Source organism: Pseudomonas sp. LFM046, from assembly GCF_000949385.2.
Classification (GTDB): Bacteria; Pseudomonadota; Gammaproteobacteria; order Pseudomonadales; family Pseudomonadaceae; genus Metapseudomonas.
The window spans coordinates 1,207,478-1,231,628 of the sequence record NZ_JYKO02000001.1 but is presented as its reverse complement, the minus strand read 5'-3'; the positions used below and the strand labels follow the sequence as shown (position 1 = coordinate 1,231,628).

The following is a 24,151-nucleotide window of genomic DNA, read 5'->3' as shown; positions in this document are numbered from 1 at the left end:
GGCGAACGTAATGAACTTTTCATCTAGCCATTAACATGCACTTAATGACACCTTATAAAGCCTAGGATGTCTCCTGGTGAAACCTTATGAAAGACTACTTTCCCGTACAAAGCGTATCCCTGCTGTACCGCGTAGCCCTGCTGGTGAAAGAGGCGCGCCTGCGCATGGGGATACGACAGGCTGACCTTGCAGAACAAGCCGGGATCTCCCTTCGTGCGATTCGGCATATCGAGGCTGGGAAAGCGGAGGGCGTTTCACTACGCGATTTCATGCTGGCGCTGTTTACCGTAGGGATTTCCGACAGGGTGTTCCAAGCACTGCTGGATGACCCCGCATTCGATGCCGATTTTCTGGAAACCAATACCAACAAGCGTGTACGACTGCCGCGTAGCAATGCGGAGGACTTCTGATGTCCAGTGCCTACATCTACATGGAGTGCCCGATCACGGGCGCGACCGTGACCTTGGGCAGGCTCACCCTGGACGGTGGCGTCGGCACATTCCTCTATTCTCCGGAGGCAGTTGAGGGCAAGTACTGGGTGCCGGACCCGATTCGGTTCCCGCTGTCCAATCGCCCGATTACCGTGCTCAAGAATGGCGGTGTACCCGGATTCATCGACGATGCGATGCCTGACGGCTGGGGGGAGCGGTTGTTGCAGCGCACACGCAAGGGCACGCTCGATCCGATTCAACTCCTGCTGTTGTCACCGAACGAGGATCGCGCAGGAAACATCATGGCTGGCGAGCAGCGTACGCCCAGGCCAGGTGTAGGCGAGAAGCCCATGAAAATGCTCGACGCCAAGGGGCTCGACCACTTCATTGAGGTCTGCGCGGCGATCTATGACAGCCAGCTGACCAGTGAACAGCTGGAGGCGCTGAAAATACGGGATCAGCGCTCGGCAGTCGGTGGCGCTAGGCCGAAGCGCACCTACCGTTTCGACCACAGGCTGGTTTTGGCCAAGCCGCGCGATAAGTTCGATCACTACGACCTGCCGGCATTCGAGTACGCCTGCATGACCTTTGCGGCTCACAAGGGCATGAGTGTTGCCCGAACGGCCTTACATCGCAGCGAGAGAGGCAACACGCTCCTGGTCGAGCGATTTGACCGGAAGTGGTCTGAGGATCAGAAGAAATTTCACCGTATCCCAATGATGAGTGGTTTGACCCTGCTTGATGCCGACTGGCGTGTGCAAACCAATAAAGGATGGATTTACGCCGCGCTGGCCGATGAGCTGTACCGCAGAGGTGCGCCAGATGCCGATCGGCAAGAGCTCTACCGGCGAATGGCGTACAACGCCCTGGTGGGTAACAGCGATGATCATCCCCGCAACCACGCGGTGATCTGGCAGGACGGAGTTTGGCGACTCTCGCCCATGTACGACGTACTTCCCGTGTTGGGAGAGGGCCCAGCGCAAGGGCTTGCGATGGATGTTGGAATGAAAGGCCCCCTGTTGAGCCGAGCCAACCTGTTGAGTCACCACCAGCACTTTGCGCTATCCGAGGAGGAAGCGGCGGGAATTTTGGATGAGGTCGCCGCCTGGGAACCGGAATTGAAAGACCACTATTCGCAGCACTTGGCTGGAGCCGAGCTGGATGCCGCAGTGGACGCAACCAGCGGAAAGAAACTGCTGGCCTAAGCGGTGAGCGGGGCGATCTGAAATGGCATCGCTGCGCAACGTGTGGCGGCTCTTGTGTGGCAAAACCCTCGAACACACCCTCGACTTTCATGAAGGCGTGACGGTCATCGGCGATATCGGTAACTGGTGAGTCGGCGGGTAATCGTCCGGATGGACGACGAGGGGAATGGCCGTTGTGGCGGGGTAAATGTGTAGAGGTGTGCGCTCAAAGCCGCTCGGCCGCGTAGGTTGGCGTAGAGCGCAGCGAAACCCAACGCTGGGCCTCGCTGGCAATAAAGGCCTGCTGGCATACGCAATGGGTATTCCCCTGAGCGGGGATTTATTGATGTGCGACGAGGCGGGTTGGGTCGATGTGGTGGAATGGTTTGGGACTGTCTCTGCAGACGGCTATCGGCCAACAGCAGACTGTGGACACGCTGCTAAACTCCGCAATATGGCCAATAGCCATGCAAATTTTCTCCTCGCCTCATTTCGTGTTTCTGGCGCGACACTCAAGCAAAACAGGGAGTTACGCATGAGCAAGGAAAGTTATCAGGCACATAAGGCAAAAAATATGAGGCCACTTGTGTCGTCTACATATAGTTAGGCTCGCCATGTATAAAAATTACACCTGCATCAGCACATGCATGCTTTTAAATACAGCGATACTTTTTTATGCAGACGACACCCCATCAGATAGGCAGGCGCCACTGATAGCAAAAATAACAATGCTAACTTGGGTGGCAATTGTGCCCGCTGTAATTACAGCGCTATCTGCCTCAAGCAAGAAACAGGCAAGCCCTCTGATAATTCTCTGCTGCCTACTGACAACTCTATCCGGAATACTCTTCACGTATCTCTACGCAACATCCAACGATCCATCCAGAGTAATTATGCTGACGCCACACTTTGCATTAACCTACATATTTGCTTTCATTTCACTATTTACACTCAGAAACAAATCGTTACAACAACCTTTTCGCAGGGGTTACGTGCAAGATCCCGACGCCGACAGGCAAATAGCAACAATTATAAAAATGCATAGTCACGGATCATCCAGCACCGGAATAGCATCTTCATTAAATAGCAATCAAGAGAGATATCTTCTAGACAACAGCGAATGGACAAAAGAGAAAGTAGACGCAGTAATAAAGACCTTCATCAGCCAGCCCAAACCGCCTAACTAGTGGTTCAAGTCGCTGGGCGAAAAGGGGACAGATTTATTTTCATTACTCTAAAAGTCTTCTTCTGGCCGATTGCTGCTGCTGACGAGCGACAGCTTCGAGACCAATTACGCCTGGGACCCGTAGGCCTTTGGTTCCGGCCGGTACCTTCCGCAATGGTGGAGCTGACCGGGCATACGACGAAGGTAATAGCTGAAGGCAAATCCTTGTCTGAGGACAGATCCGAGAGATAGCATCAAGCCATCACTCGCAAGGATGCTCGAAGTGCCCGGACCGCTCCGCTTCCTTTTCCTCCTCGCCCTGGCACTGGCTGCGCTATCGCAGCAGGCCTACGCCAGCAATACGCCTTGTTCCGGCAGCAAGGGCGGCATCGCTCGTTGCGATGGCGATCTCTTTCTGTGCAATGACGGATCGATCAGTGGATCGAAGCGCAGTTGCCAGGCCTACCTCGGCACCTCTGGAAGCTCTCGCAATCAGACCACTCCCTCCCTTCAGCGCTTTACTGACTCTTCCAGTGAATGTGCGTGCGGTACCAATACCTTCTGTACCGGACCTCGTGGCGGGATCTATTGCCTGACGCCGGAAGGGCGGAAGAGTTATGTGCGGAAGTGAAATCATGACTGTGCCAAACCAGATCCATGTACCTAGATCGCTAAAAAATAGCCTGCCCTCTTTTTTATCCTCCCTAATTTACGCAGCCAATCTCGGGCACGCACTAGCGCGCCTGACCTCATCAATTCATGTCGAGCTAGAAAATGAAGATATCATCCATTGAAATTAAAAACTTCCGTCTATTGACAGACTTCAAACTAGACTTAGAAAACGACCTATCACTAGTTATCGGAAAAAATAATACGGGGAAAACCTCTCTCCTCTCAGCACTTGAGAAGCTTGTCGCAGAGAGAAGCAAGATCACCTTCAATGACTTCAATATAGAACTCAGAGAGAAATTAAGTTCGCTTATTTTGGGGAAAAACCCCATCCCCAGCGAGAACGAATATCAACCATTAGGAATGGAGCTGAAGCTTTTTATTTTATATAACGAAGGAGACGATCTCGGCCAGGTCGCCCCACTTATAATGAGCCTAGCCCCCGAGGACAACCAGATAATCTTGGGCTTTGAATATAAAATATCCCACCCGCAGCTAATCTCACTCTATGACGCCTTTCAAGAGGACAAAGAAAATTACGAAAATGACGCCATTCTTTATCTTGCCGAAAAGCAGCAAAAATACTTTGGAAGTATATCCAGAAAAAGTCACCTAAGCTCAAACCACGATATTTATACAGACCTTACAAAAGAAAAAATTTCATTAGACGAAATAATCTCATTTCGCTCCATTAGCGCAAAGCGAAACGTAACCAACAAGGAAAACGACAAGACTCTTTCCGGCCAGACCGCCACTATATATAAAGCAACAGAAGAATCAGAGCATCAAAAAGAGACCGTTAATCGTTTCAAAAAATCTCTGCGTGGCGCCGACAAAGACTTAAGCGAAATCTATCAAGAAATGTTTTCAAAACTGCTCAGCAATGTTGAGCAGTTTGGTGGACTTTCCCAATCTGAAACTTCTCTCAAGATTGCTTCCACCCTGCAACATAGAGAGCTACTGGAAGGAAATACTACAGTTCTCTACCGTCACGAAACCCATGACCTTCCTGAGCATTTCAACGGACTTGGGTACATGAACTTAATCAGCATGATCTTCGAAATTGACTTGCTGATGACGGCATTTAGAAAAGCCGCCGCTGAACGCCCATCAGCCATCAATTTGCTATTCATAGAAGAGCCCGAGGCTCATACGCATCCACAAATGCAATATGTCTTTATTAAAAACATAAAAAACCTGCTCAACAAAGGAGTTAAGAGAGAGGACGGTCTAACTGTCAACCTTCAAACAGTAATAACCACCCACTCATCGCACATAGTTGCCGAATGTGACTTTGATGACATCAAGTACATGAAGAGACTTGATGGATCTGTTAAATGCAGGAGTCTGAAGAGCCTGCAAAAAGAATATGACCAAGAAGGCCAAGAAGGCCAAGAAGGCCAAGAAGGCCAAGAAGGCAAAAGCAATCACTTTAGGTTTTTAAAGCAATATTTAACACTGAACCGAGCCGAGCTTTTCTTCGCGGACAAAGCCGTACTTGTTGAAGGTGACACCGAGCGAATTCTACTGCCGGCAATGATGAGAAAACTTGATCAAGAGTCCCCCACTGACAACTCAGCCCCTCTACTATCCCAAAATATCTCCATTGTTGAAGTCGGCGCTCACTCACAGGTCTTCGAAAAATTCATACGTTTCCTTGGCATAAAGACTCTAATCCTCACAGACATAGACACCGGCAAGACATCCCAAGAATTAGATGACAACGGTGAAATTAAGAAATATAAGAACGGAAACCCAATATCAACGACAGAAAAGTGCCAACCGAACGATCCGGATACGGACCATACAACAAACAATGCACTATGTTTCTTCCACAACAAAGATCGTTCTGAAATCAAATACTTCCTAAACCTAAAAAAAGAAAACAAAACATTTACCCACGACGGAAGCGCCTGGGTTCCGGATGAGGCAGGCTTTCTCTTCACCGCCTACCAGACGGAAGAAGATGGCTATCGAGGGCGCAGCTTCGAGGACGCTTTCTTTAGCATTAACAAAACCCTATTAGGCGATGATCCTGTTGCCTTCCCTTCCTTAGTAGCCAAGCACTTCAACCTCTTTATTGAAGGTACTTATAGTGCGTTCGAGTTCGCAGAGAAAGGCGTAGACAAGAAAACTGCACTGGCAATAGACATCCTCCTGAACAGCCAACCAAGTGATGTTTCCAGTTTCTCAAATTGGAAATCTCCTGCATATATTAAGGAGGGCTTAGAATGGCTGCGCAGCTGAACGATAAAAGATATAGCAATGAAACGTGCCAAGTATTGGAAGCAACAAACCACGGGAAGAACTTCCTCTTAAGCGGAGGTGCAGGCAGCGGAAAAACGTATTCATTGATTGAGACTATTTCTGGCCTGCTACATCAAAACCCTCTAGCTCGCGTAGCTTGCATTACCTACACAAATGCCGCTACGCGCGAGATAGAACATAGATCCAACAATGAAAACCTACACGTCTCCACGATTCACGATTTTCTGTGGTCACGTATCAAACACTTTCAGAAGGAGCTGAAAGAAACGTTAATAGATCTAATAAACGATGACGACCAGAAGCTATTTAAAGTACTTGCGCAAGATGGTACGCCGGAGAAATTCACTTCAATTGACGGAGAAATCGAATATAAGGATTATCTAAAACTACGAGATGGCGTCATATCCCACGACCAAGTGATAATTTTGGCACATGCAATGTTTTCGAGATACAAAAAGCTGTGCCAAATTCTAAATGATACTTTCCAATTTATCCTGGTCGACGAGTATCAGGACACTAACCCCCTCGTAGTAGACATATTATTAGAACATCTATCCTGTAATAAAAAACGAAATATCGTAGGCTTCTTCGGCGATGCCATGCAGTCCATCTATGACGAAGGGATCGGCAACCTGGATGACTTCAAGGGTGACGGTAAGTCTCAGGTGACGGAAATCAAAAAAGAACAGAACAGGCGCAATCCCACGTCTGTAATAAACCTAGCCAATAAAATCAGGACAGATGGATTAAAGCAAAGCCCATCCGATGATAATTCCGCACCAAATATGGAAGATGGAGCTCCTATTACTGGTTCGGCAATCTTTATTTACTCCTCAAATCCCGACCTTCAAAAAGCTAGAGAGTACTTAGACTGGGACCCCTCCCCATTACACACAAAAGAGTTGAACCTAACACATAACCTGATTGCGTCAAAAGCGGGCTTTCCAAGCCTTATGCGAATATACGACGCTGACAAAATTCTTGAATATGTGGGACGAATTCGAAAACACATCAAATCTGAGGAGCCGGACTATCTAGTTGATGACAAAACATTAGATCAGGTTATAAAAGAGATAAAAGCTGGAAAGACAGGAAAAGAAGTTAACAAGGTCTCCCCAACGCCTGCTCAAGAGGCGTATATCAATGAGCATCCCGACATATATCAAGAAGCCCTAAGCCAGCCATTCTCAAACATATCATCTATATATATAGACAAAGACATGTTGATCGATGACCAGAAGGCAGATCAAAGCATGCTTGGTGGAGGCGGAACGACCAATGATCACTTAATCAAACATCTACACCGAATCCAGAAACTAATTCAACTGTACACGTCATCTAACTTCAATGACTTCATGCGCTCAACTGACTTCAAAATCCGTTCACACGCAGACAAGGTTAAGCTAAAGCACGAAATTGAAGAGCTATCCGATGCCAATGGAAAAACCATCGGCGAGATGATTGATCTTGCTCACGTCAAAGGACTTGTACGAAAGGACGACCGCCTTGATGTTTTCCAAAAGGCCAGGAATTACATTTACAAACAAGTCCGCAGCCTTCCTTACAGCGAGTTCAAAAACCTCTACGACTATATCGACGGCCAGACTCCTTTCTCGACGCAACATAAAACCAAAGGCCGCGAGTACGACAATGTATTGGTAACCATGGATAATGGAAGATGGAACAAATATAATTTTGAGTCCTTCTTTACCGGAAACGGTAAAGATACGGTTATTTCACGAACCAGCAAAATAGTTTATGTATGCTGCACTCGCGCTCGAAGAAATTTGGCTTTCTTCTATCCGCAACCATCTTTGGAAGTTATTGAGAAGGCGAAAGCCATGTTCGGCAAGGACTACGTAATTGATCTAGACGCCTCCTGAAGGCTCACGGAGAAAAGGGGACAGATACATTTTTTCCTCCCCTAATGCTCCTTATGGCCGACAGTCGCCGCTTTCCACCGGCTGCTTTCGGCCAGAAGCTGCTATTTGCTGCTCAGCAGAAACCATCCCATGTACAACGGAAGCACAAAATCAGTTGGCTTGCCCAACGCAACAGCGTCGCCCGCACGGCTACTTCCTACAGATTTTTCTTACTCTCTTTTCTCAAACCTACAGAGAACTTTCCCACAGCCCATTAGCCTTGAGGCCCTACGCGCGCCATAGCTAGTGTCCCCCCGCCACGGTCAATCCCGTGGCCGGGTTTGACAGCCTGAAACACTGGCGCGATTGCGCCGCAAGGTGCATGCGAGAAACGGCGAATGTTTCTTGCAGGTGCTTGCTCGCATGCAGTTTTCCAACTGCATTGCTCTATGGCAGATCGCGTGGGGAGACCCTCGGGTCTGCCGGCTCCAGTGTCCGGTCTGTCAACCCTGCGCGATCTGCCACCCTTCGACTGACAGCGGACGGTGGCGGTGTCTACTCAAACACTGGAGTTCCACCATGCACGACGCATACACCCCTCTCGTTTTCTTCCACCATTCCCTTCGCCTGCGCGCCCTGATGGTCGACAACCAGCCCTGGTTCGTCGCCCATGACTTCGCCCGGTTGATCGGCGTTCCCGATGCCCAATCCTTGCTTGCGGCCCTGGAGCCGCACGAGCAGCAGACGCTCTGCCTCGAATACACCCGCGGCTTCCATGAAGAGGTGACGGCGATCAGTGATATCGGTGCCTACAAGGCGCTGTTCCGTTTCGGTGAGACAGAGCATGGCGATATCGGCCGTTGGCTCAGCGAGGTGCTGGTGCCGACGTTGCATGACTATCACCGAGTGCCGGATGCGGCACCGTGCCGTTCCTTTATGAGTGTTGAGGGCCGGCAGTTGGGGGTGGTGCGCTGGCAGGGCGAGGTCTGGGTGGCCTGGCGGGATTTGCCGGTCTTGATGACCTCGGGCACGGAGGTGTCGGCATGAGCGTCGATTTCGAACAGCGTCGGCTGCGGGAGCTGTTGGACCGCCTGGATTCACGGCTGCACTCGGTGCAGGTGCTTGCGGAGGTCATCCTGGACAATGCGGGCTTAAGGGAGGGGATTCCCGGGCCCTATCTGGACAACATCCGGGAAGGCACGCTGATGGATGCGGTGGTGCATCTGTCCCGCAGCAATTTGGAGGATTTCTGGCAGTTGGTGAAGCTGGAGCAGTTGCCGTTGGGGCGTGGGTGATTTGAGGTGTGGGTTGGCCCCTCTTCCGGGTTGGGAGAGGGGCCTTTGTTTTTTGGGGCGACGGGGTTGCCCTTGGCGAATGAATTCGCCCCCACAGGGTTCCGTTGCACAGCATGGGTATCGCTCCGCTCGCGGAACGCCGCCCGACCCATCCTACGAGTAGCGGAGCGGCGTATTGGCCTGATGCTTCGCTCAGCGCCCGTAGGGTGGGCTTCAGCCCACCGTCAGAGAACGGCGTGGGCTGAGGCCCACCCTGCACGTTAAAGCCCAGGGGTGGAGAGACTGGCGGCGGCCGTGAGCAACTGGCCCGTGTCGACGTTGAAGGTCAGCTGAAAAATGGCCAGCACCGACTCGGTGGAGGCCAAGGTGCCGGCGTTCACCGGCGCAATGGGGAAGATCAGTTCCACCACGTCAGTCGGGCGCAATTCGCGGACCACATTGTTCTCACCGTGGGCGAAATAGCGGGTCCCACTGGACCTCCCGACGCCCACCACGTTGAGGAAGTCGATAAACAATTCAACGCCCGGCGCGCCTCCCAGGTCGGGGTCGCTGAAGGTCGTGCTGTTGATGCGCGCCATTCCTTTCAGGTCGATGTCCTCGCTCTGTCCAGCCAGGACGCCAGCGATGGGAATCGTGCGCAACGCTGCTCTCCGCGCGAATACGGGCACGGCAGCAGCAGTACTCGATTGCAGGATTGCGAACAGTCCAAAAAACGCCAGCAGCGCTGGTGGGACTCTTCCATGGAGGATGTTCATCATTGCCTCCTGGGCTCCGGGGGAGCCCTGGTTGCGTGCGGCAAACGGACCGCGAGGGGCAACCGATTGCGTTGCCACAGGCAAGCAACGTGCACAGCGTCAGCCTGCCCCACCGCCTCACGGTGTTCATGTTGTGCCTCTCACCGGAACGCGGTCGGCAGGATGTCGTCCGGCGCTACGAAGGTGACGCCTTGGGGCGTCGGGATTGGCGTTGGCAGCGGGCGCAGGAAGGCGCCGCCGGCATCGTCGATTTCCCAGCGCAGGAACATGGCGTTGTCTTCGTGAGTGGTGTTGTGGCAGTGCTCCATGAACATCCCGCCGAAATCGCGGAATTGCATGGTGAGGGTGACACTGCCACCCGGGCGCAGGCGGTAGACGTCCTTGCGACCGCGTTCCCAGGCCGGGACGTTGCTCGCCTTGCCATCGCGGGCGAGGATCTGGCCCTCTTCGAAGTGGATGTGGATGGGGTGGTCCCAGCCACCGCCACCGTTCTTCAGGGTCCAGATCTCGCGGGTGCCGAAACGCGGGGCCGCCGAGATACGGCCGAAATCCGCAGCCAGCTTTTCACCGCCATCGGTTCCAACACCCCACGGCCCGAAGAAGCTGGTGATCGGGTCGGTAGTGGTCTGCTTGGCGCCACGGCCGAACTCGAAGACTCGCTGGGCCGCCACCGGGATCTTCGACAGGTCAGGGTTCGCGATCAGCTGCGCCGGCACCTGACTGACATCGGGTTGCGCCGGATCACGCACGATGCGGAATTCCAGGATGCGGCCCACGCAGGGGTCGCTGGAGGTGCCCGACAGGGCTTCGCGCAGCGAGAGGTCTTCCTTGGGCCGCCGGCCGTTCTCGTGCTCGGCGAGGTTCACCAGCCACACCTTGTCGCCGACCATGTAGCGCTTGAAGTCGATGACGATGTCGTAGCGCTCGGCGATGCCCAATTCATCCAACATGCTGAGCACCACGGGCGTCGGCAGCAGGTTGCCGTCATTGGCGATCTGGATCATCGGCGACGCATCGCTCAGGGACAGCTTGAAGAACCGCGCCACCGCCGCATTGAGGATGCGGAAGCGGTACTTGCGCCGTTCGACCTCGAAGAACGGCTTGTAGACCAGGTTCACGGTCATCACGTCGCCGAGGAAGCCGTCGAAGTCGAAGATGTTCATCGCCAGCTGGCCGTCGGCATCCCAGGCCTTGTCGGCGAGCATCAGGTTCACGTCGTAATCGAGGTTGCCATACGACTTCGCTGAGCCACTGGGCAGGCGCAGGTTCACGCCGTCGTTGAGCTCCTCGTTGCCGCGATCCAGGCTGCTGTAGATGTTGAACATCCCGGCGTTGCCCTTGTACACGTTCTGCGAGGTGAAGCTGAACATGTGGTCGTGGAACCAGTGGGTGCTCATGGTCTCGTGGAAGTCACCCTGGACGTTCTCGATACCACCGGCATCGTTGGGCGAGCCGCAGCGTGGGTCGGTGGCGCCCGTGTTGATGGTGTTGTAGCCGCCGTGGCAGATCGGATAGTGGTAGTCGTAGAACTGATGCGGGAAGAAGTAGGCGCCGGTGAACCCGTCGTTCTCCGCCCCGTGGTGGCCGTTGTGCTCATGGGTGGTGATGGTGTGGATGCCGAAACCGCCATTCTGCTCGGGATCGTCCGGTAGCCGGTTGTGGTGACGGAACAGGATCGACTCGTGGTAACGGCCGATCAGCAACTTGGGCGGCAGGGTGCCGTTGAAGGTCCAGAGCTTCAGCGCGCCCTGGTCCGGCAGGTCGGGATGGAAGCGCGGCTTGAAGGGCGCGGAAGCATTGATACCGGAGTTCAGGCTCGACGGCACGCCGGGGTTGTAGACGGTGTTGGGCTTGGCGCCCTCCTGGGTGACCTCCACCGCCAACTCGGGTGGAAAATTGGCCCACTGCTGGTGGGCCCAGACCGGTCCCGGCGGACGGCCCTCGATGGGGCCGGTGCGTCCACCCAGCACGGCCGGTACCGGCTGCTGCGTGACATTGGCCTGTTCGGTCGGATCAGGACCTGGCACGCCCGGGAAGGCAGGAAGGGGCTTCATCACGCCCGCACCGAAGGTGAACGCCTTGCGAGGCAGCACATCGAAGCGCGGCATGGGCTGGGTGAAAGGCAGTACGCCAAACAGCGGACTGGGAGGCAACCCCGTGGGGATGTCGAACGTGGCCGCGTAGGCGCTGCTGGAAAAGGGGCTCAGGCCGTGTACGGGAACCAGCAAACCGCTGGATGTAGCCACGCCCCATTTGATGAAGTCGCGTCGTGTGACTTCCCCCTTGGATAAGGCAGTGGCCAGTTCCGCGAAATTCCGACTCGCAATTTCCGCTTCGCGCAGGCGTGCCCTTGATGCGTTTCTTGGAAGGTACATCAGACCCTCTTCGTTCCAGCCCCTGTAGTCAGATTGCCAGGGAACGATATCGGCGCAGGGCGCCCAAGAATGTGAAACGACGTGAATGCTGGCGGTGTTACGAGGCGGGAACCAAGCGTAGCGTTGTCACGGTCATGACCGTGACGGGTGGTAGAGCCGAGACGGATCCTGCTGCGGCTTTCACCTTCTCCCTTCAGTAAAAAACATGCTGTTACTTACCTCTGGATACTGTCAATCAGCTATTGGGCAGCTATCAGGTTGATTGCGCCTGATGGATCGAGATTGATCGCGAATGGCGATATCGAGGTTGCTTGTGTATCGCTGGCCTTACTAAAAGCCCTGGAGTGTGACCGGATGCAGATGCCTGCCGCCGACGCATGCCTGCAGCGTCATACCCATCGAAGCGAACTGCCGCGTGATCAATCGGCTCGCAGCAGCTGAAGCACGTCAGGTTCTCAGGCCCCGGATTGGAGCGAAGGCCTTCCTTGAAATTCGAGTGAAACGTCGCGGCTTGCTCCTGGGCTTCGTTTTTATAGGTACCAGGCCGGCAGCCTTGCATGTTGCACTGAGGGGTAGCCGATCCACGACAAGAGCCTGGCGGTAATCGCTACAGCAGGTTGCTGCAAACGACGATGTTTGGCGTTGACCAGATTCAGTAAAGTTGCCATTCGGGGAAGCTATTCACGCGTGTAACGCATTCAATCGAATGCCAGGAGGCACCGCATGAACCTCTCGGATGAGCGAAGCAAATCCGTCTACCAGATGTGGTCTCACCTCGTTGAACTGGCCCATGACCCCGATCTACCAAAGGATGTCCGGGAAGAGGCGACCTGGTTGCTGAGGCACTATCCGTACTCCCTCTCTTACAAGGTCGATCCAGTCTTGCCGGTTTCGCCTTACGTGAGGGACGGCGGGGCGGCTGAGCAGTGACGGGTCGCCCGGCTATTGCTGGCTGTTCTTTCGCGTCGTCACCACAGACCGGGCATTTCACCCTCGGCGTACCCCCTTCGGATGCTGATTCCAATTGCGCCAGGACCGGTGCCTGCCTCTTTTGCCGAAGCGTGAAAAAAAGCCGGTCTTCCTCGCGGTCGTCCGGCTTCAGGGGAAACAATGCAAGTGATTAAAAACCGACGGACTTTCCCTCCCCATACAAGACTCAAGATAGCTCATCGCCACCAAGTTGCAGGACTGCCTCCGGCCGATTGCTGCCGTTCGCGGAACGCCGCCCGAACCATCCTGTGAACTGGCGAGAGTCGGAGGATGGGTGGAGCTTGCGATACCCATCCTACGGGCGACATCGCGCGTAGGGTGGACCACGCTTTACCGGTCCACCGTCGGTGTACGGCATGGCAGGGGCGGTGGAAATAAAAAGCGATTTCCACCCTACGGCGCTGTGTCTAAACACTGGTGCGCGCAGCGCACCCTACGGGACGGTCCTTGCACGTGCTCCACCGTAGGGTGGACCACGCTTCATCGGTCCACCGTCGGTGTACGGCATGGAAGGGATGGTGGAAATAAAAAGCGATTTCCACCCTACGGCGCTATGTCTAAACACTGGTGCGCACAGCGCACCCTACGGGACGGTCCTTGCACGTGCTCCACCGTAGGGTGGACCACGCTTCATCGGTCCACCGTCGGTGTACGGCATGGCAGAGATGGTGGAAATAAAAAGCGAATCCACCCTACGGCGCTGTGTCTAAACACTGGTGCGCGCAGCGCACCCTACGGGACGGTCCTTGCACGTGCTCCACCGTCGGTATACGGCATGGCGGGGGCGGTGGAAATGAAAAGCGATTTCCACCCTACGATTGCCCCACCCCGAGCCACACGGCCAGGGCCGGGAGCAGGAAGATTGCGCCGAGGACGTTGACCAGGAACATGAAGGCGGCGCAGTCCGGTTCCACGTCCTCAGGGCCGAACACGATGACCTCGCCCGGCAGCACCGACTCGGGGTCCATCAGTTCGATATGGGAGAAGCGCTCGCGGTGGACCTGTTCCACCAGGAGCCAGTCCGTCTCGTCGTCCTGTTCGAGGGACATCACCTGGAGATCGGAGGGGCGGTCATCGGCGTGAAGCAGGGTGACCGTGACATTGCGCGCCGCGAGCAGATGCCGCAGGCGCCCGGTGAGTGCGTCACCGGGCGCCTCAGGACAGCGACCGTGTCAGCTGCCATACACCTTTTGCGCCGGCACGGCTTCGGTCAGCAGGCGTTCCACCACCGCGCCCAGTTCGCCGGGCACGTAGCGCGCGCCGTTGTCGAACTCGGGACCACGACGCCAGCCGTCGGCGATGGAGAGCTTGCCGCCTTCCACTTCGAACATGCGGCCGTTGACGTGCTGCGAGGCTTCGGAGCCCAGCCACACCACCAGGGGCGCGACGTTTTCCGGGGCAAAGTAGTCGAAGCCGTCTTCCGGCTTCTTCATCACATCGGCGAACACCTGCTCGGTCATGCCGGTGCGCGCCGCCGGGGCCAGGGCGTTGGCGGTAATGCCGTAGCGCGCCAGTTCGGCGGCCTGGACCAGGGTCAGCGAGGCGATGCCGCCCTTGGCCGCCGCGTAGTTGGACTGGCCGATGGAACCCTGCAGGCCGGCGCCGGAGCTGGTGTTGATGATCCGTGCCTTGACCGCCACACCGCCCTTGGCCTGCTCGCGCCAGTGCTTGACGGCGTGGCTGGCGAGGCAGAAGTGGCCCTTGAGGTGCACCGCCATCACGGCGTCCCAGTCGGCTTCGGTCAGGCTGGCGAACATGCGGTCGCGGCAGATGCCGGCGTTGTTCACCAGCACGTGCAGGTCCCCGAAGGCTTCGATGGCCGCGCGGACGATCTCGCCGGCAGCGGCGTAATTGGTGATGTCGCCGTTGTTGGCGACGGCCTGGCCACCCTGGGCGCGGATCTCCGCGACCACGGCTTCAGCGGCCGGCAAGTTGATGTCGTTGACCACGACCTTGGCGCCTTCGGCGGCGAAGGCCAGGGCATAGGCCCGGCCCAGCCCGCCGCCGGCGCCGGTGATGATGACGGAGCGGTCTTTGCAAATTGGCATGTGGGGTTCTCCGGTGAATTCGAGTAGGGATCAGCTTCCCTCACCCCCGGCCCCTCTCCCGGACGGCAAGGGGAGCAGAGCAGTCCGTGCCGGCTTCAACCACTGCACGGACAGCCCCCTCTCCCGCCTGCGGGAGAGGGTTCGGGAGAGGGCCAGCGGCGTCAGAGTCGTTCGATGATGGTCACGTTCGCCTGCCCGCCGCCTTCGCACATGGTCTGCATGCCGTAGCGGCCGCCGCTGCGTTCCAGCTCGTGCAGCAGGGTGCACATCAGCCGGGTGCCGGTGGCGCCCAGGGGGTGGCCGAGGGCGATGGCGCCGCCGTTGACGTTGGTGCGTTCGTGGGGATAGCCGGTCTCTTTCAGCCAGGCCATGGCCACCGAAGCGAAGGCTTCGTTGATCTCCACACGGTCGATGTCAGCCAGCGTCATGCCGGCGCGCTTGAGGGCGTATTCGGTGGCCGGGATGGGCGCGGTGAGCATCCAGATCGGGTCTTCGGCGCGCACGCTGATGTGGTGGATGCGGGCGCGGGGCGTCAGGTTGTAGCGCTTGAGCGCCGCCTCGGAGACCACCAGCATCGCGCTGGCGCCATCGCAGGTCTGGCTGGAGACGCCGGCGGTGACGCGGTCGCAACCGAACAGGGTTTCCAGCTCGGCCATCTTGTCCAGGCTGGTCTGGCGCGGGGTCTCGTCGTGCTCGACGCCGGCCAGGGGCACGATTTCACGCTTGAAGCGGCCCTCCTGGATGGCGTGCAGGGCGCGGCGGTGGGATTCGAGGGCGTAGGCTTCCAGCGCCTCGCGGGTCAGGCCCCACTTCTCGGCGATCATCTGCGCGGAGCGGAACTGGGTCGGAGGCACCTTGCCGTAACGCTTCACCCAGCCTTCGGAGCCGGAGAAGGGATCGGTGAAGCCCAGGGGCTCGGCGGCGGTCATGGCCGAGGAGATCGGGATCTGCGTCATGGTCTGCACGCCACCGGCGATCACCACGTCCTGGGTGCCGCTCATCACCGCCTGGGCGGCGAAGTGCACGGCCTGCTGGGACGAGCCGCACTGGCGGTCGATGGTGGTGCCGGGCACGGCCTGGTCGAGGCCGGCGGCCAGCCAGCAGGTGCGGGCGATGTCGCCCGCCAGCGGGCCGATGGTGTCGACGCAGCCGAAGATCACGTCGTCGTAATCGGCGTCGGGAATGCCATTGCGCGCGACGATTTCACGCAGCACGTGGGCGCCGAGATCGGCGGCGTGGATCTGGCTCAGGCCACCCTTGCGCCGGCCGGTGGGGGTGCGCAGGGCGTCGACTATGTAGGCTTCGGGCATGGGAACCTCGGATTGTTGGGATTGGTGTGAAGGGTGGCTTCTCTCTCCCCGGGCCCCTCTCCCGCTTGCGAGAGAGGGTTGGGGAAAGGGCAATGAAGGTCAGAAGGTATTGCCGGCTCCCGCCAGGACCTGGCCACCAAACAGCGCCTCACGCACCCGCGCCTTGTGCCAGCCACGGTCGCCCCAGACCTTGTCCAGGGCCCAGGCGCGTTTCATGTAGAGCTGCAGGTCCACTTCCCAGGTGTACCCCATGGCGCCGTGGGTCTGGATGGCGTTCTTGGCCGCCAGCAGGGCCGCTTCGGCGCAGGCGATGCGGGCGTGGGAAACCTGGACGGCCTGATCGGGCAGGCTGTGGGCGACGGCGTAGGCGGCGCGGTAGAGCGGACCCTTGGCGAATTCGATCTGCACCGCGACGTTGGCCATCAGGTGCTTCACCGCCTGGAAGGAGCCCACCGGCTTGCCGAACTGCTTGCGCTCGAAGCTGTAGTCCACCGCCAGGTCCACCATGCGCTTGGCCAGGCCGAGCAGTTGGGCGGCGGTGCCCAGGGCGCCACGGTTCTGCGTGGCGGCCCAGAGCGCCTTGCCCGTCTCGCCATCGGCCACGCGGGTTTCGGCGGAGGGGGTCCAGTCGACCCGGAACAGTTGGCGGCTCGGGTCCACGGATTCGTTGCGGGTCAGGCTGACCTGCTCACGGCGCAGCGCGTGCACTTCATCGCCGTGGGGCAGGAGCAGCAGGTCGGCGACGTGGGCGTCGGCCACCAGCGGGTTGCCGGGTTGACCGACCGCCACGCGGGCCTTGCCTTCGGCGATGCGGGTCAGCCATTCGCCCTGCAGGTCGAGCTGGTCGGCGCCCAGGGCGCCGAGCAGCGGAACGCCCAGCAGCATGGTGTCCACCAGGGGCTCCGGCAGGCCGGCGTAGCCGCTCTCCTGGGCCAGGAGCACGAAGTCCAGTTCGTTCATGTCCAGGCCACCGAAACCTTCCGGCACGGTGGTGGCGGTCAGGCCCAGTTCGGTGAGCTGGCCCCAGAGCGCGTCGCTGCGGCCGCTCTCTTCCTGCCAGAGCTCACGGATGCGCTCCGGGGTCACTTCGTTGGTGAAGAATCCACGCACGTTTTCCTGGAACAGCAGTTGGTCGTCGCTGAAAGTGAAGTCCATGGCGCCCCCTGTCATGCGCGCGGCATACCGAGCATCCGCTCGGCGATGATGTTGCGTTGGATCTCGTTGGTACCGGCGTAGATGGGGCCGGCCTGGGCGAAGAGGAAGCCATCCAGCCAGTGGCCGACATCCCCCGCGTCCGGTGCTTCGGGCAGCAGTTCACCGCGCACGCCGAGGATCGACAGCGCCGTCTCGTGCATGCGCTGGTCCAGTTCGGACCAGAAGATCTTGTTGGTGGAGGATTCCGGACCGATCTTGCCGCCCTTCACCAGCCGCGAGGCGGTCATGTAGGTGTTCAGGGTGTAGGCCTCGGCGTCCAGCCAGGCGCGCATGACCGCTTCGCCGATGGCGGGGTCCTGGTCGGCCTGCTCGCGATTGGCCAGGTACAGCTGCACCAGGCGACGCGCGGTTTCCTGGAAGCGCGCCGGCGAGCGCAGCATCAGGCCACGTTCGAAGCCGGCGGTGGACATCGCCACGTGCCAGCCCATGCCTTCGCCACCCAGCGCGTTCTCCACCGGCACCTTCACGTCATCGAAGAAGATTTCGGCGAAGCCCGGCAGGCCGTTCAGCTGGGGAATGGGGCGCACGGTGACGCCGGGGGTGTTCAGCGGCAGCAGGATGAAGGTCAGGCCGTGGTGGCGGCTGGACTGCGGATCGGTGCGGAACAGGCCGAACAGCCAGTCGGCCCAGACGGCACGGGTGGACCAGGTTTTCTGGCCGTTGATCACGTAATGGTCGCCCTGGCGCTCGGCGCGGCAGCGGATGGCGGCCATGTCCGAACCTGCGTTCGGCTCGGACCAGCCCTGGGCCCAGATTTCCTCGCCCGTGGCCATCTTCGGCAGGAAGCGTTCCTTCTGCTCCGGGGTGCCGAACTCCATGAGGGTCGGGCCAAGGAGGAAGATGCCATTCTGGTTCACCCGGGCCGGGGCGCCGGCGCGGTAATACTCTTCTTCGAAGATCAGCCACTCGATCAGGTCGCAGCCACGGCCGCCCAGCTCTTTCGGCCAGGTGACCATGCCCCAGCGACCTTCGTTGAGTTTGGCTTCCCAGGCGCGGTGCTGGGCGAAGCCCTCTTCGCAGTCGAAGGACTTCAGCGGTTCGGCCGGCACGTTGGCCGCCAGCCAGCTGCGGACTTCCTCGCGGAAGGCCTGTTGTTCAGGTGTGTAGTTGAGTTCCATGGCGGTTCAGCCCTTGAAGTTGGCGGCACGCTTGTCGACGAAGGCATCGCGGGCTTCCTGGGAATCCAGCGAGCGATAGGCCTGCAGGGTGAAGCCCTGCTCCCAGCGGTATTTGTCTTCGAGGTTGCCGTCCTCGATGCCGGTGAGCGCTTCCTTGGCCAGGACGATCATGTCCGGGCTCTTGGCGGCGATCTTGCGGGCGACGTCGAGGGCCGCCTCGCGCAGTTCGGCGCGCGGCACCACACGCTCGACGGCCCCCAGGCGGTAGGCCTCGGCGGCGTCGATCATTTCGCCGGTGAAGTACATGTGTCGCACTTTCTGCACCGGGAACAGGCGCTGCAGGTGGGCGCCGCCGCCCATGGCACCGCGGTCCACTTCCGGCACGCCGAAGCGTGCGCAGTCGGAGGCGACCAGGATGTCCGCCGCGCCGCAGAGGCCGATGCCGCCGCCGAGGACGAAGCCGTGCACGGCGATGATCACCGGCTTGGGATTGCGGTGGACGGCCTTGAAGCTGTCGTAGTTGCCCTTGTTCACGGCGACGATCAGGTCCGGGTTGGTGGCCAGTTCCTTGATGTCGACGCCGGCGCAGAACCCGCGCCCTTCAGCGCGGATGAGGATGACGCGGACCTCGGGCGATTCGCCCAGGCGCTCCAGCTCGGCGGCGATGGAGGCCCAGCCCTTGCTGTCGAAGGCGTTCACCGGCGGATGATCGAAGACCATCTCGGCGATGCCGTTGTCGATGCTGACGTTGAACGGTGTTGCCATGGCCCTCTCCCCCTCAGGATGCTCGGCTGCACAGCGCGGCGAGCCCTTGCTCGGCCTGCTGCACGATGGATTCGATGAGTTCCGCGCAGCCCGGCAGGCTGTCGATGGCGGCGGCGATCTGTCCGGCGGGCAGCACGCCCTCGGCCGGGCGGCCTTCGACCATGGCCTTCTGGATCACCATCGGTGCGTTGGCGGCCATCAGGGTCTGGGAGGCGGTGAGGCCGTCGTTGCTGCCGAGCTTCAGTGCGCTGCCCAGCAACTGGGCGATGCTGGCGCCGCTGTGGCGGCGGTAGGCCAGGGCGCTGCGCAGGGCCAGGAGCAGGCGCTTGAGGCCACCGGAGCGCTCCAGGCTGTCCAGCAGTTCGTTGCGGATCATGCGTTGCGGCATGCCGTCGATGGCGCGGCTGATGATGATGGCCGCCGGGTCGCGGACCTTCAGGTAGCGCTCCAGGGTCGCGGCCGGCACCGGGCTGTCGGCGCTCATCAAGAAGCGCGTGCCCATGGCGATGCCTTCGGCGCCCAGGGCCAGGGCGGCGAGCAGGCCACGACCGTCCTTGAAGCCACCGGCCGCCACGACCGGCGCGTCGACCGCATCCACCACCTGCCCCAGCAGGATGGAGGTGGGCACGGAGCCGGTGTGACCACCGCCCTCCCCGCCTTGTACGGTCACCGCGTCAGCGCCCATTTCCACGGCTTTCACCGCGTGCTTGAGGGCGCCGACCGTGGGAATGCAGACCACACCGGCATCCTTCAGCCGGGCGATCATCGCCTTGCCCGGCGAGCGGCTGTAGCTCACCGCACGCACACCGTGCTTGAGCACCAGCTCGACGATCTCGCCGGCGTTGGCCTGGTACATGTGGAAGTTGACGCCGAAAGGCTGGTCGGTCAGCCGCTTGGTTTCGAGGATGGCTTCTTCCATCTTCCACGGCTCGATGGTGGCGCCGGCGAGGAAGCCGAAGCCGCCGGCATTGCCGGTGGCGGCCACCAGCCTCGGATCAGCCACCCAGCCCATGGCCGTCTGGATGATGGGATAGCGGCAGCCGAGCAGTCGGGTCAGGCGGGTTTCCAGGGAGAACGCCATCACGCCTCCGCCGAATTGCGCTGGGACTGGGCCATGGCGCGGGCGTCGTAGCCGCCCAGCTTGTCGCCGCTGACCAGTTCGTTGTGGGCATGGGCGAAATGGTGCAGGCCGAACACCATGTCCATGGTGGCGCGCTTGCCCATCAGGTCCTCGGCGTTGTTCACCGCCTGCTTGGTCAGTTGCAGGCCCAGGCGCGGCATCTGCGCGATGCGGCGGGCGACGTCCAGGGTCACGTCTTCCAGCACGTCGCGGGGCACCACCTTGTTGACCATGCCCATCTGATAAGCACGCTCGGCGCCCATGCGTTCGCCGAGGAAGAGGAATTCCTTGGCGATGCGCGGATTCAGTTCATGGACGTGGGCGAAGTACTCCACGCCGGGAATGCCCATGCGCACCACCGGGTCGGAGAAGAAGGCATCGTCCGAGGCGATGATCAGGTCGCAGACCCAGGCCAGCATCAGGCCGCCGGCGATGCAGGCGCCCTGGACCATGGCGATGGTCGGCTTGGGCATGTCGCGCCAGCGCCGGCACATGCCGAGGTAGACCTCCTGCTCGCGGGCGTAGAGGAATTCGCCGCCCGGCTTGTTCACATGGTCGTACCAGAGGCTGGCGCGATCGAAGGTCTTGTCCACGTCGCGGCCCGGCGTGCCGATGTCGTGGCCGGCGGAGAAATGCTTGCCGGCACCCCGCAGCACGATGACCTTGACGGTGTCGTCATCGCAGGCGCGGCGGAAGGCCGCGTCCAGGGCGTAGGTCATGCGCGAGTTCTGCGCGTTGTGGAACTCGGGGCGATGCATGGTGACCAGGGCCAGCGGGCCCTGCACTTCGTAGTGCACCACCTGGTCTTCGGCCTGTTCGTTGTTCATCTGCGCGGCTCCGCCTCAGTGGGTCATGGCCTGGGCGCGCACGCCCGGCGGGTTGTCCTTGATCTGGCTGGCGCGCAGGTTGTGCGGGTCCAGTTGCTGGATGAGGATCAGCTGTTCCAGGGTGGGGGCGGCGGTGGTCGGGATCTCGTCCGGGATATGCAGCGGGAAGCTGGTCGCCTCCTGCACTTCCTCGGCGGTCACGCCCGGATGCAGGGAGCGGATGCGCATCTGACGGTTCGGACCCTGGAAGTCCAGGACGCAGAGGTCGGTGACGATGATGCGGATGTCGATCTCGTCCAGGGACCAGCCACGGGCCAGCCGCTCGGGGTTGTAGCCGACGGAGGCCACCACATCCACCTCGCCGTCCACGAATACCCGCTTGTTGTGGTTGGGCACCATGAAGGAGTTGGCGTGGCTGATGGAATTGCCGGGGAAACCGCGCACGCCGAGCATTTGCGACTTCGGCTTGGCATGGTCGCCGATGCAGGAAATGTTGGCCTGGCCGAAGCGGTCGATCTGCACCGGGCCCACCAGGGCATGGCGCTTGCCGCTCCAGACGTTGTCGAAGATGCGCGAGAAGCCCATCCAGCTGTCGAACTTGGGCTGGTAGCCGCCACGGGGGCCCACTGGCACCGGCTCGGCGACCAGGAAGGCTTCGGAGTCGGTCATCATCAGTTCGGCGTTGCTGTTGAGCATCGCAAGGGACGCGGCCAGGCGCTGCAGTACGCCGATGCCGGTGGCGAGCACTTCGCCGTCGCCGGTGAAGGTCTCGGAAGCCGCGCAGATCATCAGTTCGGCGAGGCTGTACGGTTGTTTGGTGGCAGTCATCTTCAGCGTCCTCAGAAAACCGGGAGCGGCAGTTTGCGAATGGCGTCCAGGCCACCGACACGGGCGAGGTATTCCGCTTCCCCGCAGTTCACGTAGCGCTCCATGTAGGCCTGCCAGCCGTCCGGCTCGCCGGCGGAGGCGTTGTAGGCCTTGAAGTGGGCGGTATCGAAGCCATAGAGCGGCGCGCAGGATGAGGGGTGGGCGCCACCCGGCAGGTGCACCACGGCGGTGGTGCGGTTGCGCTCCCAGAACACCAGGCGGGAACGGCTGGGGTCTTCGTGGAACCAGGCGCTGTCCACCAGCTCGTCGCAGCTGACGAAGGCCTGATCGGCGGCTCGCACGAAGAGGTCGTCCATGTAGTGGTCGGGGCCGCTGATCTGGCAGACGCCACGGGCGTCGGCGCGATCGACATGGACCAGCGCGGCGTCCAGCTTCAGCGCCGGCATGGCGACCCAGTCACGGCTGTCGTCGTAGGGCGAGCTGACCAGTTTCAGGTCCGGGTTCAGGCGCAGCACGTCGGTGCCCAGGCCTACCGCTGTCGGAATGAAGGGCACGTTCATGGCGGCGGCCTTGAGGCCCAGCAGCATCATGCCTTCGTCGATTTCCATCACCTGCACCCCGCCCTCCTGGCGGATCTTGCGGAAGTACGGTTCCAGGGGAATGAAGTCCAGCGAGACGAAGGCGTACACCAGTTTCCTGACCTTGCCTGCCGCGCAGAGCATGCCGACGTCGGCGCCGCCGTAGGCGACGATGGTGAGGTCCTTAAGGTCCGAGCGAAGAATTTCGCGGATCAGGGCCATGGGCTTGCGCCGCGGGCCCCAGCCGCCGATACCGATCGTCATGCCGTCGTGCAGCTGGCCAACTACGTCGGCGGCGGTCATGCGTTTATCCATGGGGGTGCTCCTTAACGGCGACCAACACTGAAGTCATGGCCCCAGTGGCTGACCACGGTGCTCTCGAAGGGCGTATGGCTCTCCCATTCCATGACCTTGCCGCCGCAGCCGTACTCCATGTCGAAGCCGCCGGGGGTCTGCATGTAGAAGGAAGTCATCTCGTCATTGGTGTGGCGACCGAGGGTGGCAGAGAGCTTCACGCCGCTGGCGTGCATGCGATCCAGGGCACGGCCCACGTCGTCCAGTTCTTTCACTTCCACCATCAGGTGCACGCAGCCGGAGGGAATCGGGCACTCGAACAGGGCCAGGGAGTGATGGCGGCCGTTGTTGCAGTGGAGGAAGTGGATGCGTTTTTCCGGTTCGGCCGGATCGGGGGTGAAGCGCACTTTCATCAGGTCGGACAGACCGAAGCCCATGACGCGCTCGTAGAAGTCCAGGCAGCGGTCGAAGTTCGGCGCCGGGATGACCGCGTGGCCCATGCCCAGTTCGCTGGTGATGAAGCCGGATACGCCAACCGGGGAAACGAAGGGCACGAAGTCCTGACGGGGGCCCCAGAACAGTTCGTGGCGGTTGCCATCCGGGTCGGCGAAGCGGGCCAGTTCCTGGACCTTGCGCTCGCCGGCTTCGGCGGCGCTGCCACGGGTGACCTCGACATCGGCCTGCTGCAGTTCGGCGATGGCCTGTTCGAAAGCCGCCTTGCCCGCCACTTCCCAGCCGCAGGCGCCGTAGCCGTCGCGGTCGGCACGCTCGACGAGGATGCGGTAGGAGCGCTCGTCCATCTTCAGGTAGAGCCGCTCGTCCGACGCGGCATCCACCATCATGCCGAGCACTCCGGTGGCGTACTCGCGCCAGCGATTCAGGTCTGTCGAGGCTACGGTGACGTAACCCAGGCCACGGATATCCATGCGGTCCTCCTCATTCTCGTTATCGCCGCGCATTTCGGGAGCGGGCTCTATGGGGAGGGATTTAATCGGCTGGCCCTGCGAGGGGCATCGTCCGATGGGACTAGCGCGAAAGGCACGTAGGACGGGGG

General features: G+C 59.7%; 21 protein-coding genes. 8 read left to right on the top strand and 13 right to left on the bottom strand.

Features of this window, described 5'->3' with window-relative positions; translation table 11 throughout:
• The first annotated feature begins 86 nt into the window (after nucleotides 1–86).
• The 7 genes from TQ98_RS05795 to TQ98_RS05765 all read left to right on the top strand — a co-directional run bounded on the left by TQ98_RS05795 (nucleotide 87) and on the right by TQ98_RS05765 (nucleotide 8,874).
• Complete coding sequence (locus tag TQ98_RS05795; RefSeq protein WP_044871735.1) at nucleotides 87–410, top strand: helix-turn-helix domain-containing protein; 324 nt, start codon at nucleotides 87–89, stop codon at nucleotides 408–410.
• Nucleotides 410–1,636: a type II toxin-antitoxin system HipA family toxin gene (locus TQ98_RS05790; protein WP_044871736.1), complete on the top strand. Its 1,227-nt coding sequence runs from the start codon at nucleotides 410–412 to the stop codon at nucleotides 1,634–1,636. Before TQ98_RS05795 ends, TQ98_RS05790 begins: the two co-directional genes overlap by 1 nt.
• Nucleotides 1,637–3,054: 1,418 nt before the next feature.
• Nucleotides 3,055–3,411 carry a hypothetical protein gene (locus TQ98_RS28045; protein WP_082073169.1) on the top strand — a complete coding sequence of 119 codons (357 nt, stop codon included), beginning with the start codon at nucleotides 3,055–3,057 and terminating at the stop codon, nucleotides 3,409–3,411.
• Nucleotides 3,412–3,554: 143 nt separating this feature from the next.
• The gene (locus TQ98_RS05780) at nucleotides 3,555–5,696 is read left to right on the top strand and encodes an ATP-dependent endonuclease (protein ID WP_044871737.1); all 2,142 of its coding nucleotides are present in this window, start codon (nucleotides 3,555–3,557) and stop codon (nucleotides 5,694–5,696) included.
• The gene (locus TQ98_RS05775) at nucleotides 5,681–7,600 is read left to right on the top strand and encodes an ATP-dependent helicase (RefSeq protein ID WP_044871738.1); all 1,920 of its coding nucleotides are present in this window, start codon (nucleotides 5,681–5,683) and stop codon (nucleotides 7,598–7,600) included. Before TQ98_RS05780 ends, TQ98_RS05775 begins: the two co-directional genes overlap by 16 nt.
• A gap of 558 nt (nucleotides 7,601–8,158) precedes the next feature.
• A complete protein-coding gene (locus tag TQ98_RS05770) occupies nucleotides 8,159–8,626 on the top strand; it encodes a BRO family protein (RefSeq protein WP_044871739.1) in 468 nt (155 codons plus the stop codon).
• Nucleotides 8,623–8,874: a hypothetical protein gene (locus TQ98_RS05765; RefSeq protein ID WP_044871740.1), complete on the top strand. Its 252-nt coding sequence runs from the start codon at nucleotides 8,623–8,625 to the stop codon at nucleotides 8,872–8,874. Before TQ98_RS05770 ends, TQ98_RS05765 begins: the two co-directional genes overlap by 4 nt.
• Nucleotides 8,875–9,134: 260 nt before the next feature.
• Here TQ98_RS05765 and TQ98_RS05760 read toward each other — a convergent pair whose 3' ends face one another.
• Nucleotides 9,135–9,629, bottom strand: a complete 495-nt coding sequence (locus tag TQ98_RS05760) for a hypothetical protein (RefSeq protein WP_044871741.1) — start codon at nucleotides 9,627–9,629, stop codon at nucleotides 9,135–9,137.
• Between the two features lie 140 nt (nucleotides 9,630–9,769).
• Nucleotides 9,770–11,875, bottom strand: a complete 2,106-nt coding sequence (locus tag TQ98_RS05755; RefSeq protein ID WP_158249347.1) for a multicopper oxidase domain-containing protein — start codon at nucleotides 11,873–11,875, stop codon at nucleotides 9,770–9,772.
• Between the two features lie 852 nt (nucleotides 11,876–12,727).
• Here TQ98_RS05755 and TQ98_RS05750 point away from each other — a divergent pair.
• Nucleotides 12,728–12,934, top strand: a complete 207-nt coding sequence (locus TQ98_RS05750; protein WP_044871742.1) for a BPSL0761 family protein — start codon at nucleotides 12,728–12,730, stop codon at nucleotides 12,932–12,934.
• A gap of 872 nt (nucleotides 12,935–13,806) precedes the next feature.
• Here TQ98_RS05750 and TQ98_RS05745 read toward each other — a convergent pair.
• From TQ98_RS05745 to TQ98_RS05695, 11 genes are all read right to left on the bottom strand, one after another.
• Nucleotides 13,807–14,043, bottom strand: a complete 237-nt coding sequence (locus TQ98_RS05745; protein ID WP_044871743.1) for a hypothetical protein — start codon at nucleotides 14,041–14,043, stop codon at nucleotides 13,807–13,809.
• 123 nt (nucleotides 14,044–14,166) lie between these two features.
• Nucleotides 14,167–15,042, bottom strand: a complete 876-nt coding sequence (locus tag TQ98_RS05740) for an SDR family oxidoreductase (RefSeq protein WP_103102887.1) — start codon at nucleotides 15,040–15,042, stop codon at nucleotides 14,167–14,169.
• Between the two features lie 161 nt (nucleotides 15,043–15,203).
• On the bottom strand, nucleotides 15,204–16,352 hold the full coding sequence (locus TQ98_RS05735) for an acetyl-CoA C-acetyltransferase (RefSeq protein WP_044871746.1): 1,149 nt from the start codon (nucleotides 16,350–16,352) through the stop codon (nucleotides 15,204–15,206).
• A gap of 99 nt (nucleotides 16,353–16,451) precedes the next feature.
• Nucleotides 16,452–17,507 carry an acyl-CoA dehydrogenase family protein gene (locus TQ98_RS05730; RefSeq protein WP_044871747.1) on the bottom strand — a complete coding sequence of 352 codons (1,056 nt, stop codon included), beginning with the start codon at nucleotides 17,505–17,507 and terminating at the stop codon, nucleotides 16,452–16,454.
• An 11-nt stretch (nucleotides 17,508–17,518) separates the two neighbouring features.
• A complete protein-coding gene (locus TQ98_RS05725; protein WP_044871748.1) occupies nucleotides 17,519–18,685 on the bottom strand; it encodes an acyl-CoA dehydrogenase in 1,167 nt (388 codons plus the stop codon).
• Nucleotides 18,686–18,691: 6 nt separating this feature from the next.
• On the bottom strand, nucleotides 18,692–19,450 hold the full coding sequence (locus TQ98_RS05720) for an enoyl-CoA hydratase family protein (RefSeq protein ID WP_044871749.1): 759 nt from the start codon (nucleotides 19,448–19,450) through the stop codon (nucleotides 18,692–18,694).
• Between the two features lie 13 nt (nucleotides 19,451–19,463).
• Nucleotides 19,464–20,531: a nitronate monooxygenase gene (locus TQ98_RS05715; protein ID WP_044871750.1), complete on the bottom strand. Its 1,068-nt coding sequence runs from the start codon at nucleotides 20,529–20,531 to the stop codon at nucleotides 19,464–19,466.
• The gene (locus TQ98_RS05710) at nucleotides 20,531–21,397 is read right to left on the bottom strand and encodes an enoyl-CoA hydratase (RefSeq protein WP_044871751.1); all 867 of its coding nucleotides are present in this window, start codon (nucleotides 21,395–21,397) and stop codon (nucleotides 20,531–20,533) included. Before TQ98_RS05710 ends, TQ98_RS05715 begins: the two co-directional genes overlap by 1 nt.
• A gap of 15 nt (nucleotides 21,398–21,412) precedes the next feature.
• On the bottom strand, nucleotides 21,413–22,225 hold the full coding sequence (locus TQ98_RS05705) for a ketoacid CoA transferase (protein ID WP_044871752.1): 813 nt from the start codon (nucleotides 22,223–22,225) through the stop codon (nucleotides 21,413–21,415).
• 11 nt (nucleotides 22,226–22,236) lie between these two features.
• Nucleotides 22,237–23,118, bottom strand: a complete 882-nt coding sequence (locus tag TQ98_RS05700; RefSeq protein ID WP_044871753.1) for a CoA-transferase — start codon at nucleotides 23,116–23,118, stop codon at nucleotides 22,237–22,239.
• Between the two features lie 11 nt (nucleotides 23,119–23,129).
• Nucleotides 23,130–24,023: a VOC family protein gene (locus TQ98_RS05695; RefSeq protein WP_044872529.1), complete on the bottom strand. Its 894-nt coding sequence runs from the start codon at nucleotides 24,021–24,023 to the stop codon at nucleotides 23,130–23,132.
• Between the last annotated feature and the right edge of the window lie 128 nt (nucleotides 24,024–24,151).